The organism is Barnesiella sp., from assembly GCF_022723415.1.
In the GTDB taxonomy this organism is placed as follows: domain Bacteria; phylum Bacteroidota; class Bacteroidia; order Bacteroidales; family Barnesiellaceae; genus Barnesiella; species Barnesiella intestinihominis.
The window spans coordinates 41,337-54,506 of the sequence record NZ_JAIJHU010000001.1; the positions used below are offsets into that span (position 1 = coordinate 41,337).

Below are 13,170 nucleotides of genomic sequence, written 5' to 3' on the forward strand. Positions count from 1 at the left end.
CGTGTGTGCGCAGGGCAGGAGGTTAATACCTTTCTGTTTTCCGATTCTTCCGTCACTATGTGTCTCCTCTCCCTATATTTTGTTTGGCGACATATACTCCATAGGGTTGCGAGAAACGGTAAGGGAAGAGTTTCCCCTCTGCCGCATTATTTTGGAGAATGAGATGGAGATTGTATTTACCCTTCTCCCCTGTGTGGCGTTAGCCGTATAGGGGAGACATCGAAGAAACAACGGTTTCTGAGGAGAGGGGTTGGAATATACAAGGTCAATCCCTACTAATTATCGACTGAGCCCGTTTGGTCTCTGATGATATAAGATGATTATCGCTGCGATTGAATCTGATTCTGTTCAGGAAAGTGAGGTTGTTTTATTTGAATCTTTTTCCGTTCCAATGCAACACGATTGAATCTTGCAGATAGGGTTCGATACGATCGAATGATTCTTTGTCTAGATAGTTTGCCCATGACTGCCGGGCACATAGAGAACCGTCGGTAGCGAAGTTGTACTCCACAAGGAAAATGTCTACCGGACGTAACAAGTCTTCTTTTTTTGCCTTTGTCAAGCTATCGGGGAATTGGAAAAACTCTTCCCGTCGTATCTGGCGAATGCGTTCCGAAGCGGGGAGTTCCTTCCATGCAGTGTCGAAAAACCGTATGCGACTGTCTCCCGCCGGGGCATATACCGTATTGACAAGAGCGATAATCGTATCGTTGCCGGTTGTATCATACCACCGTATTTCCATTTTACTGCGTTTCGACAGGTCGATCGAGAGCAGGCTGTCTTGTAGCAGTGTCATCTCGGCTTTACTGCCGAGTTTCGTGACAATCTCGGCTTTCTGTCCGGCGTGCATCAAATCGATCAGGTCCTTCCTTCGGTTCACTTCGATAGAAGGGACGAGCGAGTCGGGCATGGCAATGAATAATTGCGCTACTGGTTCTATTGCCGATGATGTCAAGGTGACTATCGAGCATAAACAGAATAACAGATTCTTTAGTTTCATAACGATCGTTTGACACAAAAGTAATCATATTTGCTTCTGTGAGCCAAAAAAACAGCCGTAAATATTGTTACCGTCTTTTATTTTGTGCCGAGATAAAGGAAGAACATACCCAATAGGACGAGTATCAAATCGAACGATTTGCTACGGATATTTTTTTCTCGGAACAGGAATGCGCCGGCTATGAAGCTGACGACGACACTGCTGCGACGTACCATAGAGACGATAGAAATCATGGAGTCGGGGTAGCTGAGGGCGTAGAAATATACGAAGTCGGCACAAACGAGAAACAGGGAGATGAAAAAGATAGAGGGTTTCCAAACAAAAGGTGTGGTATGCTTACGTTTGGGATACCATAATACAAAGAGAATAACGGTCATCATCGCCATTTGATAGTAGGAGTACCATACTTGTACGGTCATTCGGTCGAAGCCGTGCGACATGAGATATTTGTCGTACAACCCGCTGGCCGCACCGGTGATTGTGGCGAGGACTATAAAGAGAATCCAGATATTGTGTTTGAAATTGATGCCTTCCTTTCTTCCGGAGAAGGATAGCATAATGAACGAGACGATCGCCAGAATGACTCCGATCCATTGATAGAGATTCAGTTGCTCGCCGAAGATGAGTAATGCTCCTACGAGTGTGAGAATGGGTTGGGAAGCCTTGATTGGCCCGGCTATGGTGATGGGCAAATGTTTGGTGGCGAAATAGGCACAAGTCCATGATGTGAGGACGAGCGCCGCTTTGCCTATGATATAAATATGCTCGTGACCGGTGGAAGGGGGCACATAGAAGAGTGAATTTCGCATAAATTCGGGAAACCCGTAGGAAAGGACAATACACGGGAGGAACAACAGACTGCAAAAACAGGTATTGAGAAAGAGTACAGGAATGACAGCATTGTTGTCGAGCGATTTCTTTTTACAGACTTCGTAACAGCCTAATAGGAAAGCCGAGAGAAAAGCGAGTGATAACCACATCTTTTGTATCTTTTAGTTATATCTGTAAATCGCCTGCAAAGTTAGAAACTGTTTTAATTTTTACAAATAGATGTTTGGTGCAAGTGGAACGGGTGTCTGACTGAATGGGTCTCTTCACCTTATATTATGCGGTAACAGGCGGGTTTCGAACTATCCATCGTCATGTGGTATTTGCTTTATTGTATGTGAAGCCGACAGTGTTTTCAAGTTCTTTCTCTCGTTGATGTGTTTCATTTCGTTCTTCCTAAAATAGTAGGAGGGGGGATTGGAAAAAGGAATAAAATGTATTTAACCTGAGCTTTGCCTTTGTGTAACGAATTCATTTGGTATTTTAATTCACCCTTGCTTATTTCGGTGAGATAGGGGGAGTACTCGTAGGGTGAGAGGTGTTCAGACATAAGCCGTTTTTTAGGAGACGCAATCGTTTCACTATGTGCAGGAGCCCTAAGATACCCATTAGTAGACCGGCCTTGTAGTGTAATTTCCCAAACGGCGAATTTGCTCCTTCGACAAAACACAACAACCATATACCGGTAATAATGACCCATATAAAGATGAATGTGAGCAGTAGGACGATTTTTTGTTTCCTTCGTGTTTTGCGTTCCCGCTTTTTGTTTTTCAAGCCTTTGTACCAAAACCAATGACTTTTGATGTGTATGATCCCGAATGTAGTAAAGAGCAGACTGTCGATGGTATGAAATACCGCCCAGTTGTGCCAAATGTCGTGTTCGGTTCCGTGGCCTGCGATGTGCAGTTGTATACCTGAGTATAATGATAAGACGAAAAGGGGAATTAATATTGCGTCTGTCAAGTAAATAAGCCGTCTTTTGTTCATCGTTTTTTCTTGTTCGATAGGTTCTTTTGGAGACAGTACAAAGTAACGGCTTATAGGGAAACTGGGAAATAGACTATATGGGGTAATGATTGGATTATTCGAGGTATTTTTTTCTGTATGTAGTGGGGGATAAACCGGCTGTTTGAGTGAATAGACGGGTGAAATAGGTATGGTCGTCGAACCCTAGATTGAAAGCTATCTCTTTTATGCTCAAGGTGGTATAGATTAGCATACGTTTGGCTCTCAATATGATTTCGTCTTGAATGTATTTGCTTGCGGTGGTCCCGGTTATGTTTTTGACGACTTCATTCAGATAGACCGGGGAGATATGTAGCAGTTGTGCGTAATAAGAAGGTCTTCTGTTGATATGAGAATCTTCGGAGAGTAGTTTTTTGAGAGCTAAGGTGATTTCGATTTGTCTTCTGCTTTTCAATTGACGGCAGATGATGTTTTGTATGTTATCGATTATTATACCCGTGGCAGCACGGGATAAGTCTTGTACGATTCGTTTGGTACGGCTGCTTTCCGGTATATTTATATTTCGGGAGATAATGGAGAAAATTTGTTCCAATTCGTTGAATTGCAGGTCGTTTATTCGGAACGGTGCGACAGATAATGCGTATTCGGATAAGATTTGTTTATCCGGTGCGTCGATAAATACACTATCTATGAAAAGTATCGTTGCTTGCGCATTTCCTGTGTCGACAACCCGGTGAACTTGACCCGGTTGAACACATAATATTTCATGGTCCGATACTGTGTAATTTTTAAAGTCGATACTGATACAGCAATGCCCGTTTTCTACTATGCCGAATATGTAGTAATCGTCTCGGTGGGCATATTGGACGGGTTCTTGGAAAGAGCCGGGAGAAATTGTTTTTAGCAATATTCCGCAGTCCGATTGTTGGGTGGCCTTGTGTGTAGGGATCGTTACGGGCATATATTTGTTTTTTTACAAAACTAATAAAAAGTTGATTTTTCTACTCTCACCTGCAACTTTTATTATATTATAGAAAGGAAGAACAGTCCGGTTTATTTTTAGCTCTCTCGTTCTGAGGACTTGTATTGCTTGATATAGAGGCAGAAGATGGTAGATTAGGACTTTGTTTGTGTTGTTTTTTGAAAAGTCTATTGCAGATAGGTAGTGATTCGAAATAAAAAATGGACAAGTCCGTTTTGCCCTTTTCGTGCCTTGCGTTATCTTTGCATTTTACGAAAATAGACTGTGCCTCGGTGTAACCAAGTGAGTTTGTTTCCACTCTCGGCTTGTACTATTTCTTTAACATACATCGTTGTAAATTATGGAGTTGCTATATATCCATTGGAATCCCGATCCCATATTGTTTTCGATTGCCGGCATTGCGATACGTTGGTACAGTATTTTTTGGTTTATCGCCATTTTGGCGGGCAGTCAGGTGGTTTATAAATTGTATCAATCGAAGGGTTTACCTGTCGATACGTTTCAGAATTTGTTTTTATACAGTTTCTTAGGTATTTTTATCGGGGCACGGTTAGGACATTGTTTGTTTTATGAGCCTGACTATTACCTGAGTCACCCGTTGGAAATTGTTTTGCCGGTGCACTTTTATCCCGATGGCGATTGGAAGTTTACGGGATATGCGGGATTGGCAAGTCATGGTGGAACGTTGGGGTTGATTATAGCCCTTGCTATATTTTGTCGCAAGACCAAGATTCATTATCTCGATATTCTCGATATGATGGGTATCGCCGCACCATTGGCGGCGGGTTTCATACGGCTTGCCAACTTGATGAATTCCGAAATTATAGGTTTGCCCGCCGATGTGCCGTGGGCTTTTGTATTCGAGCGTGAGGATATGCTCCCTCGTCACCCGGCTCAGTTGTACGAGGCTATCGCTTATTTTCTGTTTTTCTTGATTATGGTCGGGGTCGCTCGATATAAAAAGGATAATTACGGGCGAGGTTTTTACTTCGGGTTGTGTATTACTTTGATATTTTTGTTCCGCTTCTTTATCGAATTTTTGAAAGAGCGGCAGGTGGATTTCGAGAATGTATTGCCTATCGATATGGGGCAGATATTGAGTATCCCGTTTGTCTTGTTGGGGCTATATTTCGTAATCACGAAACGGAAGAAAGCGGTTCGATAGGTGGTCGCGCAAGAGTCGTTGTCCGGGAAATTTCGAAAGAAATTCTCAGAGTTCTTTTTTCAAATAGATCATATCGACGAGCTGTTTCCCTCCTTCGAAGATAGGGTGCGGATAATTGTCGGTAAAGAAACGAGGAATACGATGGGAGTAGCGGAACCCACAATGCTCGTAAAAGGGTATCGTGAGAGGCGAGTCACCTGTGCCGACTTGTAGTATCGTGCCGGGTGCGTTATAGCGATTTTCTATGTATTCGATTAGCCGACGGGCATATCCTTGTCGTTGGAATGGCGGATAGGTGGCCAGATTTTTAATTTCGTGAAGATTTTTCCCTTCTTGTGTGACAATACAGATACTTTTCAAATCGTCATCATACAAGGCGAACATTTCGCCGCGGTCGAGATAACGGGCTATCATAGTTTCGCTTTCGTCGGCCAATAAAAGCAGGTCAAGAAAGTCGGCCTTGTTTTGTGTGATGTGTTTGATTTTCACAGGTCGTGTAAGGATTAACGAGGCAGGAAAAGGTGGTCGGGATAAACGATGTCGTGAAGAAAGAGCGCTTTGCCGGGGACCGAAGTTCCAGCGGCGCAACGGTTTTTTTGCTCGATGATATGGCCGAAGTCCTCCACCGATAGTTTTCCCTGTCCTACATCGAGCAGCGTTCCTACGATGGCCCGCACCATGTTACGGAGGAAACGGTCGGCAGTGATGGTAAATACATGTCGTTCGCCTTCGGGTTCCCAGCGGGCGAATGTCACTCGGCAATTATTGGTTTTAACATCGGTATGCAGTTTGCTAAAACTGGTGAAATCGGTATATCGGTAGAGCTGTTCGGCCGCCGTATTCATTTTGTCGAAGTCGAGATCTCCCCGATAACGGCAGGCGAAGGATTCGATAAATGGTGATTTGTGATCTATTATGTAGTATTTGTAGGTGCGACTCAAAGCATCGAATCGACTGTGTGCTTCGGCAATGACGGGACGTATTTCGTAGACAGCTATGTCGGGCGGCAGAATACGATTGAGTTTGTCGGCCGTTTCGGTCGGATTGTCGAGGGGTATTGGAGCGTCGAAGTGGGCAACCATGAGTCGGGCGTTGACGCCGGCGTCGGTTCGTCCCGCTCCTGTCACCGGAGTTTCACGGCGGAGCAATGTGGCTAACGCTTTTTCAAGGACTTCTTGCACAGTGATTCCATTGGGCTGTATTTGCCAACCATGATACTGCGCACCGTTGAAAGAAAGGTAGATGAAATAGCGTTGCATTTTTAAATAGGAATGGATTACCGGGAAGCTCGTGTCCCGATAATCCATGTGAAAAGTTAGTCGTTTTCTAAATAGGTATATCCGTACAAACCCGATCGGTAGTTGGAGAGAAATTCTCTACCTTCTTCGGGAGTGATGATGCCGGCTTTCATAGACGAGGTTACCCATGTTTCCACACTGCGAACCAGTTTCTTGGGTGAGAACTGCACGTAGTCGAGGACTTCGGCCACCGTCTCGCCATCGATGACTTGGTCTATTTCGTAGCGGTCTTTGTACACGCTGACGTGCACGGCATTCGTGTCACCGAAAAGGTTGTGCATATCTCCCAATATCTCTTGATAGGCTCCCACGAGGAATACGCCTATGTAATAGGGCTCCTTGTTGTTGAGCGCATGTACGGCAAGGTGCGAGTTCGCTCCGTGCGATGAGATGAAATTATTGATTTTTCCGTCGGAATCGCAAGTAATGTCTTGTATGGTTGCCGTGCGGTCGGGGCGCTCGTCGAGCCGACTGATAGGCATGATGGGGAAAAGTTGGTCGATCGACCATGAATCTGGTAACGACTGGAACAGAGAGAAGTTGCAGAAATACTTGTCGGGCAGAAGTTTGGAGATTTTCCGAAGTTCTTCGGGAGCATGCTTCATGTCGGAGGCGATTTCGTTCACTTCGCGAGCCACAGACCAGAATAGTTGCTCTATTTGGGCACGGGTACGTAAGTCGAGTAGCCCCAACCCGAACAGGTCGAGAGCTTCTTCCCGGATTTGCAGGGCATCATGCCACGATTCGAGCAACCGGGGTTGATTCATGTTGTCCCATATTTTATAGAGCTCGTCTACCAGTTCGTGAGGATTTTCACCGAGTTCCTCTTTCTCGTCCCATATCGGGAGCGAGGTAGTTTCCAGTACTTCGAATACTAGTACGGAATGATGGGCAGTAAGCGATCGTCCCGACTCGGTGATGATGTTCGGTTGCGGCAAATTGTTTTTAGCGCAAGCATCGACCAACGCCGAGACGGAGTCGTTGACATACTCCTGTATAGAATAGTTCATACTGCTCTCGCTCGATGAGGAGCGGGTTCCGTCGTAATCGACACCCAAGCCTCCGCCGATATCGACAAACTCTACATGGAATCCCATGTTTTGGAGCTGGACATAAAATTGCGAGGCTTCTTTGAGTGCATTTTTGATGCGGCGTATTTTTGTGATTTGGCTGCCGATGTGGAAGTGTATCAGTTTGAGACAATCGGTCATCTTGGCTTTTTCCAAGAAATCGAGAGCTTCTAACAATTCGCTGGAATTGAGCCCGAATTTGCTTCCGTCACCTCCGCTTTCTTCCCATTTGCCGCTGCCTGAACTTGCCAGTTTGATGCGAATCCCGATGTTCGGACGTATTTTCAAGCGTTTGGAAATATCGGCTATGAGACGTAGTTCGTTCAATTTTTCCACGACAAGGAAGATGCGCCGTCCCATCTTTTGAGCTAAAAGCGCCAATTCTACGTAGTTCTCATCTTTGTATCCGTTACAGATGATGAGCGAGTTTTCATCGGTGTTGATTGCCAATACAGCATGCAATTCGGGTTTGGAACCCGCTTCCAAGCCGATGTTGAATTTTTTACCGTGACTGACGATCTCTTCCACCACCTGTCGCATTTGGTTGACCTTGATGGGGTAGATGATGAAGTTTTTGGCCGTGTAACCATATTCGTCGGCCGCTTGTTGAAAACATTTGGATATTTTCTCGATACGATTATCGAGAATATCGGGAAAACGCAACAATACGGGCGATGTGACGTCGCGGACTTGTAACTCGTCCATTAATTCTTTCAAATCGACCGATGCGCTTCCCTCCCGGGGCGTTACAGCGACGTGCCCTTTGTCGTTGATCGAAAAATATTTCAGGCCCCACCCATTGATGTTATATAGTTCGGCGGAGTCCTCAATACGCCATTTTCTCATTTTTTATAAACGAATTGAATTTAAGGGGTTATAAAAAATATACGGAGGGCAAAAGTACAGATAATAATTGAATAGAGAAAGCAGAAACGGTTTCAAAATGCAATAATGTGCGATTGTACAAAGATTTAACCTTTTTCTGAGTATATTTATTGAACATTTTGCAGGTTATATCGATATAAAGAGAGTGGAATGCCACATTTTCCGTTATGTAAAATTAGTAAAAAAGTATGCGGTATGCATGTTTTTTATACTTGTTGATAAAGGGAGTCGGCAAAAATGTTTATCTTTGCAACGATTGTCGAAAACAAGCCGGACTAGCTGATAAGAAAAGTCCTATTGATTTTGTTCGCAATCTTTTCACATGAGGAATTACTAACATTAATTTATTATAAGATGGTAAGCTACAAAGAATTAGGATTGGTAAACACCAAAGAGATGTTTGCTAAGGCTATCAAAGGCGGTTATGCAATTCCCGCTTTCAACTTTAACAATATGGAACAGTTACAGGCTATTATCAAGGCTTCTGTTGAAACTAAATCGCCGGTAATTCTCCAAGTTTCGAAAGGCGCTCGTAACTATGCCAACCAAACATTGCTTCGTTATATGGCTCAGGGTGCAGTGGAATATGCCAAAGAGTTGGGTTGCGAACATCCTCAAATCGTTCTGCACCTCGATCACGGCGATTCGTTCGAATTGTGCAAATCTTGTATCGATATGGGATTTTCTTCGGTAATGATCGACGGTTCTCACTTGCCTTACGAAGAGAATGTAGCTCTGACTAAGAAAGTAGTGGACTATGCTCACCAATTCGATGTAACGGTAGAAGGTGAGCTGGGTGTACTTGCCGGTGTAGAAGACGAGGTAAGTGCAGAACATCACACTTATACCGACCCCGAAGAAGTAATCGATTTCGCTACTCGCACAGGTTGCGATTCTTTGGCTATCTCTATCGGTACTTCTCACGGAGCTTATAAATTCAAACCCGAACAATGTCATGTAGATCCTAAGACGGGTCGTTTGGTTCCTCCTCCTTTGGCATTCGACGTATTGGATGCCGTTATGGAAAAACTTCCGGGCTTCCCCATCGTATTGCACGGCTCGTCTTCTGTACCCCAAGAAGAGGTCGATACGATCAACAAATACGGAGGAAAATTGGATGCCGCTATCGGTATTCCCGAAGAGGAATTGCGTAAAGCCGCTAAATCGGCCGTTTGTAAAATCAACATTGACTCGGACAGCCGTTTGGCTATGACAGCCGCTATCCGCGAGGTGTTTGCGACGAAACCCGCAGAATTCGATCCTCGTAAATATTTGGGCCCGGCTCGTGACAACATGGAAAAATTGTACAAACACAAAATTGAAAATGTATTGGGCAGTGCCGGTAAATTGTAATTGAAGGATTTGATTACATACATAATGCCGCCGAGTTCTGAACGAGCTCGGCGGTTTTTGTTTTTAGGAGATAAAAATGAGATTAATTTAAATAGGTTCGGTAGGAAATCAGAAGGAGCAGTGTTTTTATATATCATTTAACCCCTCTCCTCAGGAACTACCGTTCCTTCGGTCTCTCCCCTATATTTCCCTACGGAAACACAGGGGAGAAGGTTGAATTGTTATTGTGCTTTATTGCTTTCCGGTAAAACTCGATAAGAGCAAGATTGTGTTTGTTGATGACTTCTCTTGCACCGTGTGCAAAGAGGTCAATATTTATTTGTTTGGTCTAAGGATATAAAAAAGGAAAGTTCTGCCGGAATCTCGATATCATAAAAAAAGGGGACTGATAGTATAACGATTCACATCGTTGTTTTTTCCGGCAGAACTTGTTCGTAATATCAAAGATATCTCTTGTTTCTTTTTCCCTTGAAACAAGAGAAAATGTAAATCTGAATACTTGGCAAAGGTAGTGTTTTCGGAATTAAAAACAAAATTATAATTCTTATTCTGCGTGCTGAAAAAAGGGGGTTCGTTTATAAAAATATGATTAAATAGAGGTATGTCGATAGATGGGACTTTCCGTATCTGGATAATTGTCATATTATTATGCCTATGTTACCATTCGTGACTATGTCTAATAGGCGGTTGCGACGAGTTAATAAGAAAATACAAGTCTTGTATAATTTTATATTTTCAGTCGGAAGCAAGGGCGTTTTACGACCTAATACCGGCTATTATTTTTTCGGTTTCGTTTTGCAACCATAGGGCTTGCCGAGACTTTCTCCATTTAGCTGGGATAGGGGTATGGCGGTGTTTTGTGAAAATTTCGCCTGTAATGTTATCCGTATCCGGCGCACTCGCTGCATAGATCGCTCCGATCGCTCCTTTTCGGGGTGAGCTGATAAAGGGTCGAAAAAAAAGATTGGCTAACGGATCGACCCAAGAATGCATGGTGATCATGTCGGAATCGACGATACCGGGGTCGGCCGCATTTACCGATATTCCTTTATCTCGAATTTTCATGGACAAGTGTGCAGTGTATATGGTAAGGGCGAGTTTCGATTTTCCGTATGCCTTGAATCGTTTGTAGGTTCGGGGTGAGTCGGAGAAAAAAGAGGAATCTATTTTCCCGATATATCGGGTTAACGAAGTAGTCATGACAATGCGGCTCCCCGGGTGCATGAGCGGTATTAGCGACTCAGTGAGAAAAACGGTTCCTATGTAGTTGACGCCTATCGAGGTTTCGAATCCGTCGACGGTTTTACCGAAGTCCTTGCACATGACTCCTGCATTATTAACGAGTGCTTTTATGGAGATACCCGTTTCTACCAGTTGTTTACAAAAATGGGATATGGATTGGAATGAGGCAAGGTCGAGCGGCAGGAGGAGAATATCGGAATTACCGGTTTTCTCCATGATTCGTTGTCTGATAGGTTGTGATTTGGCTATGTTCCGGCAGCCCATGACGACCGGGAGGTTTTGGGCAGCGAGAGCTTCGGTAATGGCTTGTCCTATGCTACCGTTTGCTCCGGTAACTATGTAATAATCTTTATTCATCGAGCAGACGGTGTTTGACAAATAGCCGTATGGAGGTGGGCATGACAGATGCCAAAGGAATCAGCAGACGGTTGAATACTCCGGGGATAAGTTGTTTTTTGCCTCGGAACAGGGCTTTTAATGCTTTGCGAACCAAGCGCTCGGTTGTCATAAGGACTCCTAACCGAACTCCCAATTTCAGTAGCCCGGGTTTTAATCCGTATAATCCGGTGGCAACGCCTCCGGGACAAACGACTGTGGCTACGACTCCGTAGTCGCGTAATTCGTAGCCCAAAGCCCGAGTGAACACTCTGATATAGGCTTTGGTCGCTGTGTAGAGCGCTATGCCGGGATAGGGCGTCCAACAGGATAAAGAGGACATGTTGAGTATGTATCCGTGTTTCCTGTTGCACATGTCTGCGGCAAAGAGGCGGGACAGGCGAGTGATTGTACCGATGTGCAGTTGGAGCATCGTTTCTATCTTCTTCGGATCGGTGCGTGTTATTTCCTGAAAAGAGAATATGCCTGCATTGTTGATGAGAATCTCTATTTGTATTCCTTTTTGTCGGCAGTGGTCGTAAAGTTTGTTTGCCGCATCGGGTTGGGCTAAATCCATGCAAATGGTTTCGACCGATACGCCACTGGTGTCGACAATCTTTTTTGCTTCCCGATCGAGGTCTTCCCGGTCGATACTCACCATCACCAAATTAGCTCCCCGCGCAGCTAGCTGTCGAGCATATTCGAGCCCGATTCCCGAACTCGCTCCGGTGACGAGAGCCGTGTATGCCGAAAGATCTTTATTTCGTGGCATGGTGCATTTTCTCTATTTCCCGTGCGATACAAGGGGGAAGCTGTCCTTCCAAATGTTTGTGGCAGGCCATTTCGATGGAATACATGCGGGCGATACAATAGTTCGTATGATCGCACCCGCAACGTTCTTCGCCTTCGTTTTTCATGCGGTTGACAAAATCGGGTTCGTTGATGAGCGCACGTCCCATTTGTACGAATTCGAATCCGTGGTCGAGCACCTTTTCGATCGTCGGACGAGCTACCAAACCACCCACATAAATGAGGGGAAGTTTCAATGCTTTTCTAAATTCGAGCGCATCGTCCAGAAAATAGGCCTCTCGGAACGGGGATTTGGGTATCATGAATCGTCCGGCCAGTTTGACACCGTATTTTAGCCACCATGTTTTCATGTAATAAGTCATGGAGGTAATGGGCATTTCGCCTCGCATGACATACATGGGGGCTTTGCTGACGAACCCTCCGCTCAATACTAAGGCATGGGCTCCCAAGCGTTCGAGTTCTTGTGCGATGAGTATGCCTTCGTCGATTTCGATACCTCCCTTAAACCCGTCTCTCATGTTGGTTTTTACGATTACCGCCATATCGTTTCCGGCCGCTTTCATCACATTTTCCATGCACATGCGCATAAATCGCATGCGGTTGTCGAGCGAGCCTCCGTATTCGTCACGTCGCCGGTTGGTGTACGGGGACAGGAATTGGCTGATGAGATAACCGTGTCCGGCATGGATTTCTACTGCGTCGAATCCGGCATCACGTGCTGTATTGACGGCAGTGCCAAAGGCTTTTGCGACTTCCTCGATTTCGTCTTTACGCATTCCTCTCACAAATGTGGGGGAATAGAGGTTGAATCCGGTCGATGCCGATATGGGAATCTGGCCGGCTGTGCTGCGGTGCGACATATTGCCGCAATGTCCAAGTTGAATGGAGGCTTTGGCTCCCTCGTCGTGAATGGCATCTGTAATGCGTCGCAGCGGTTTGACGATTTCGGGTCGCATCCATAATTGATGTTTGAACGAGAGCCCGTTTCGGGTTACCGAAGCATAGGCCAATGTGGTCATACCGATACCCCCTGCCGCTACGCTGCGATGGTAGTCATAGAGCATTTCGGTGGGTGCGTTATGGTCGCACATGCCTTCGAACGCCGCTGAGCGGATTGTGCGGTTTCTCAGGGTTATCGGGCCTATCGAAGCCGGAGTGAACAGTATGGCCTGTTTTTGGGAATATTCGTTATCCAT

Annotated in this window: 12 protein-coding genes; 2 read left to right on the plus strand and 10 right to left on the minus strand. The window is 45.1% G+C overall.

The annotated features are described in order from the left end of the window. Positions 1 to 367: 367 nt before the first annotated feature. From QVD32_RS00165 to QVD32_RS00180, 4 genes are all read right to left on the minus strand, one after another. Positions 368 to 1,000 carry a DUF3256 family protein gene (locus tag QVD32_RS00165; protein WP_021891524.1) on the minus strand — a complete coding sequence of 211 codons (633 nt, stop codon included), beginning with the start codon at positions 998 to 1,000 and terminating at the stop codon, positions 368 to 370. Between the two features lie 77 nt (positions 1,001 to 1,077). Next, the gene (locus QVD32_RS00170) at positions 1,078 to 1,980 is read right to left on the minus strand and encodes an EamA family transporter (RefSeq protein ID WP_021891523.1); all 903 of its coding nucleotides are present in this window, start codon (positions 1,978 to 1,980) and stop codon (positions 1,078 to 1,080) included. 346 nt (positions 1,981 to 2,326) lie between these two features. Next, positions 2,327 to 2,815 carry a DUF4405 domain-containing protein gene (locus QVD32_RS00175; protein ID WP_021891522.1) on the minus strand — a complete coding sequence of 163 codons (489 nt, stop codon included), beginning with the start codon at positions 2,813 to 2,815 and terminating at the stop codon, positions 2,327 to 2,329. A 94-nt stretch (positions 2,816 to 2,909) separates the two neighbouring features. Continuing rightward, complete coding sequence (locus tag QVD32_RS00180) at positions 2,910 to 3,755, minus strand: helix-turn-helix domain-containing protein (RefSeq protein ID WP_021891521.1); 846 nt, start codon at positions 3,753 to 3,755, stop codon at positions 2,910 to 2,912. 361 nt (positions 3,756 to 4,116) lie between these two features. Between QVD32_RS00180 and lgt the strand changes: the two genes are divergently transcribed. Next, the gene (gene lgt, locus QVD32_RS00185) at positions 4,117 to 4,941 is read left to right on the plus strand and encodes a prolipoprotein diacylglyceryl transferase (RefSeq protein ID WP_021891520.1); all 825 of its coding nucleotides are present in this window, start codon (positions 4,117 to 4,119) and stop codon (positions 4,939 to 4,941) included. Positions 4,942 to 4,986: 45 nt separating this feature from the next. Here lgt and QVD32_RS00190 read toward each other — a convergent pair whose 3' ends face one another. From QVD32_RS00190 to speA, 3 genes are read right to left on the minus strand one after another with little or no spacing between them, the layout of a single operon-like run. Next, positions 4,987 to 5,430 carry a GNAT family N-acetyltransferase gene (locus tag QVD32_RS00190; protein ID WP_021891519.1) on the minus strand — a complete coding sequence of 148 codons (444 nt, stop codon included), beginning with the start codon at positions 5,428 to 5,430 and terminating at the stop codon, positions 4,987 to 4,989. Positions 5,431 to 5,444: 14 nt separating this feature from the next. Continuing rightward, positions 5,445 to 6,200 (minus strand): tRNA pseudouridine(38-40) synthase TruA, encoded by a 756-nt coding sequence (gene truA / locus QVD32_RS00195; RefSeq protein ID WP_118687107.1) that lies wholly within the window; start codon positions 6,198 to 6,200, stop codon positions 5,445 to 5,447. A gap of 56 nt (positions 6,201 to 6,256) precedes the next feature. Next, positions 6,257 to 8,155 (minus strand): biosynthetic arginine decarboxylase, encoded by a 1,899-nt coding sequence (gene speA / locus QVD32_RS00200; RefSeq protein WP_008862733.1) that lies wholly within the window; start codon positions 8,153 to 8,155, stop codon positions 6,257 to 6,259. A gap of 393 nt (positions 8,156 to 8,548) precedes the next feature. On the opposite strand from speA, the gene QVD32_RS00205 reads away from it, so the two are divergent. Beyond that, positions 8,549 to 9,547 (plus strand): class II fructose-bisphosphate aldolase, encoded by a 999-nt coding sequence (locus QVD32_RS00205; protein ID WP_021891516.1) that lies wholly within the window; start codon positions 8,549 to 8,551, stop codon positions 9,545 to 9,547. 756 nt (positions 9,548 to 10,303) lie between these two features. Here QVD32_RS00205 and QVD32_RS00210 read toward each other — a convergent pair. Genes QVD32_RS00210 through QVD32_RS00220 form a run of 3 tightly spaced genes read right to left on the minus strand, consistent with a single transcriptional unit; the run spans position 10,304 to position 13,170 of the window. Then, the gene (locus QVD32_RS00210) at positions 10,304 to 11,146 is read right to left on the minus strand and encodes an SDR family NAD(P)-dependent oxidoreductase (RefSeq protein WP_021891514.1); all 843 of its coding nucleotides are present in this window, start codon (positions 11,144 to 11,146) and stop codon (positions 10,304 to 10,306) included. Next, on the minus strand, positions 11,139 to 11,936 hold the full coding sequence (locus QVD32_RS00215; protein WP_021891513.1) for an SDR family NAD(P)-dependent oxidoreductase: 798 nt from the start codon (positions 11,934 to 11,936) through the stop codon (positions 11,139 to 11,141). Before QVD32_RS00215 ends, QVD32_RS00210 begins: the two co-directional genes overlap by 8 nt. Then, entirely contained in the window at positions 11,923 to 13,170 is a 1,248-nt protein-coding gene (locus QVD32_RS00220; protein WP_021891512.1) for an NADH:flavin oxidoreductase, read from the minus strand. The genes QVD32_RS00215 and QVD32_RS00220 overlap by 14 nt, the downstream gene beginning before the upstream one ends.

Bases quoted from the DNA above. Each gene is read 5' to 3' on its own strand.
- QVD32_RS00205 (WP_021891516.1), top strand. From the start codon at position 8,549: ATGGTAAGCTACAAAGAATTAGGATTGGTAAACACCAAAGAGATGTTT.
- truA (WP_118687107.1), bottom strand. From the start codon at position 6,200: ATGCAACGCTATTTCATCTACCTTTCTTTCAACGGTGCGCAGTATCAT.
- QVD32_RS00220 (WP_021891512.1), bottom strand. From the start codon at position 13,170: ATGGATAACGAATATTCCCAAAAACAGGCCATACTGTTCACTCCGGCT.
- QVD32_RS00175 (WP_021891522.1), bottom strand. From the start codon at position 2,815: ATGAACAAAAGACGGCTTATTTACTTGACAGACGCAATATTAATTCCC.
- QVD32_RS00210 (WP_021891514.1), bottom strand. From the start codon at position 11,146: ATGAATAAAGATTATTACATAGTTACCGGAGCAAACGGTAGCATAGGA.
- lgt (WP_021891520.1), top strand. From the start codon at position 4,117: ATGGAGTTGCTATATATCCATTGGAATCCCGATCCCATATTGTTTTCG.
- speA (WP_008862733.1), bottom strand. From the start codon at position 8,155: ATGAGAAAATGGCGTATTGAGGACTCCGCCGAACTATATAACATCAAT.
- QVD32_RS00165 (WP_021891524.1), bottom strand. From the start codon at position 1,000: ATGAAACTAAAGAATCTGTTATTCTGTTTATGCTCGATAGTCACCTTG.
- QVD32_RS00215 (WP_021891513.1), bottom strand. From the start codon at position 11,936: ATGCCACGAAATAAAGATCTTTCGGCATACACGGCTCTCGTCACCGGA.
- QVD32_RS00170 (WP_021891523.1), bottom strand. From the start codon at position 1,980: ATGTGGTTATCACTCGCTTTTCTCTCGGCTTTCCTATTAGGCTGTTAC.
- QVD32_RS00180 (WP_021891521.1), bottom strand. From the start codon at position 3,755: ATGCCCGTAACGATCCCTACACACAAGGCCACCCAACAATCGGACTGC.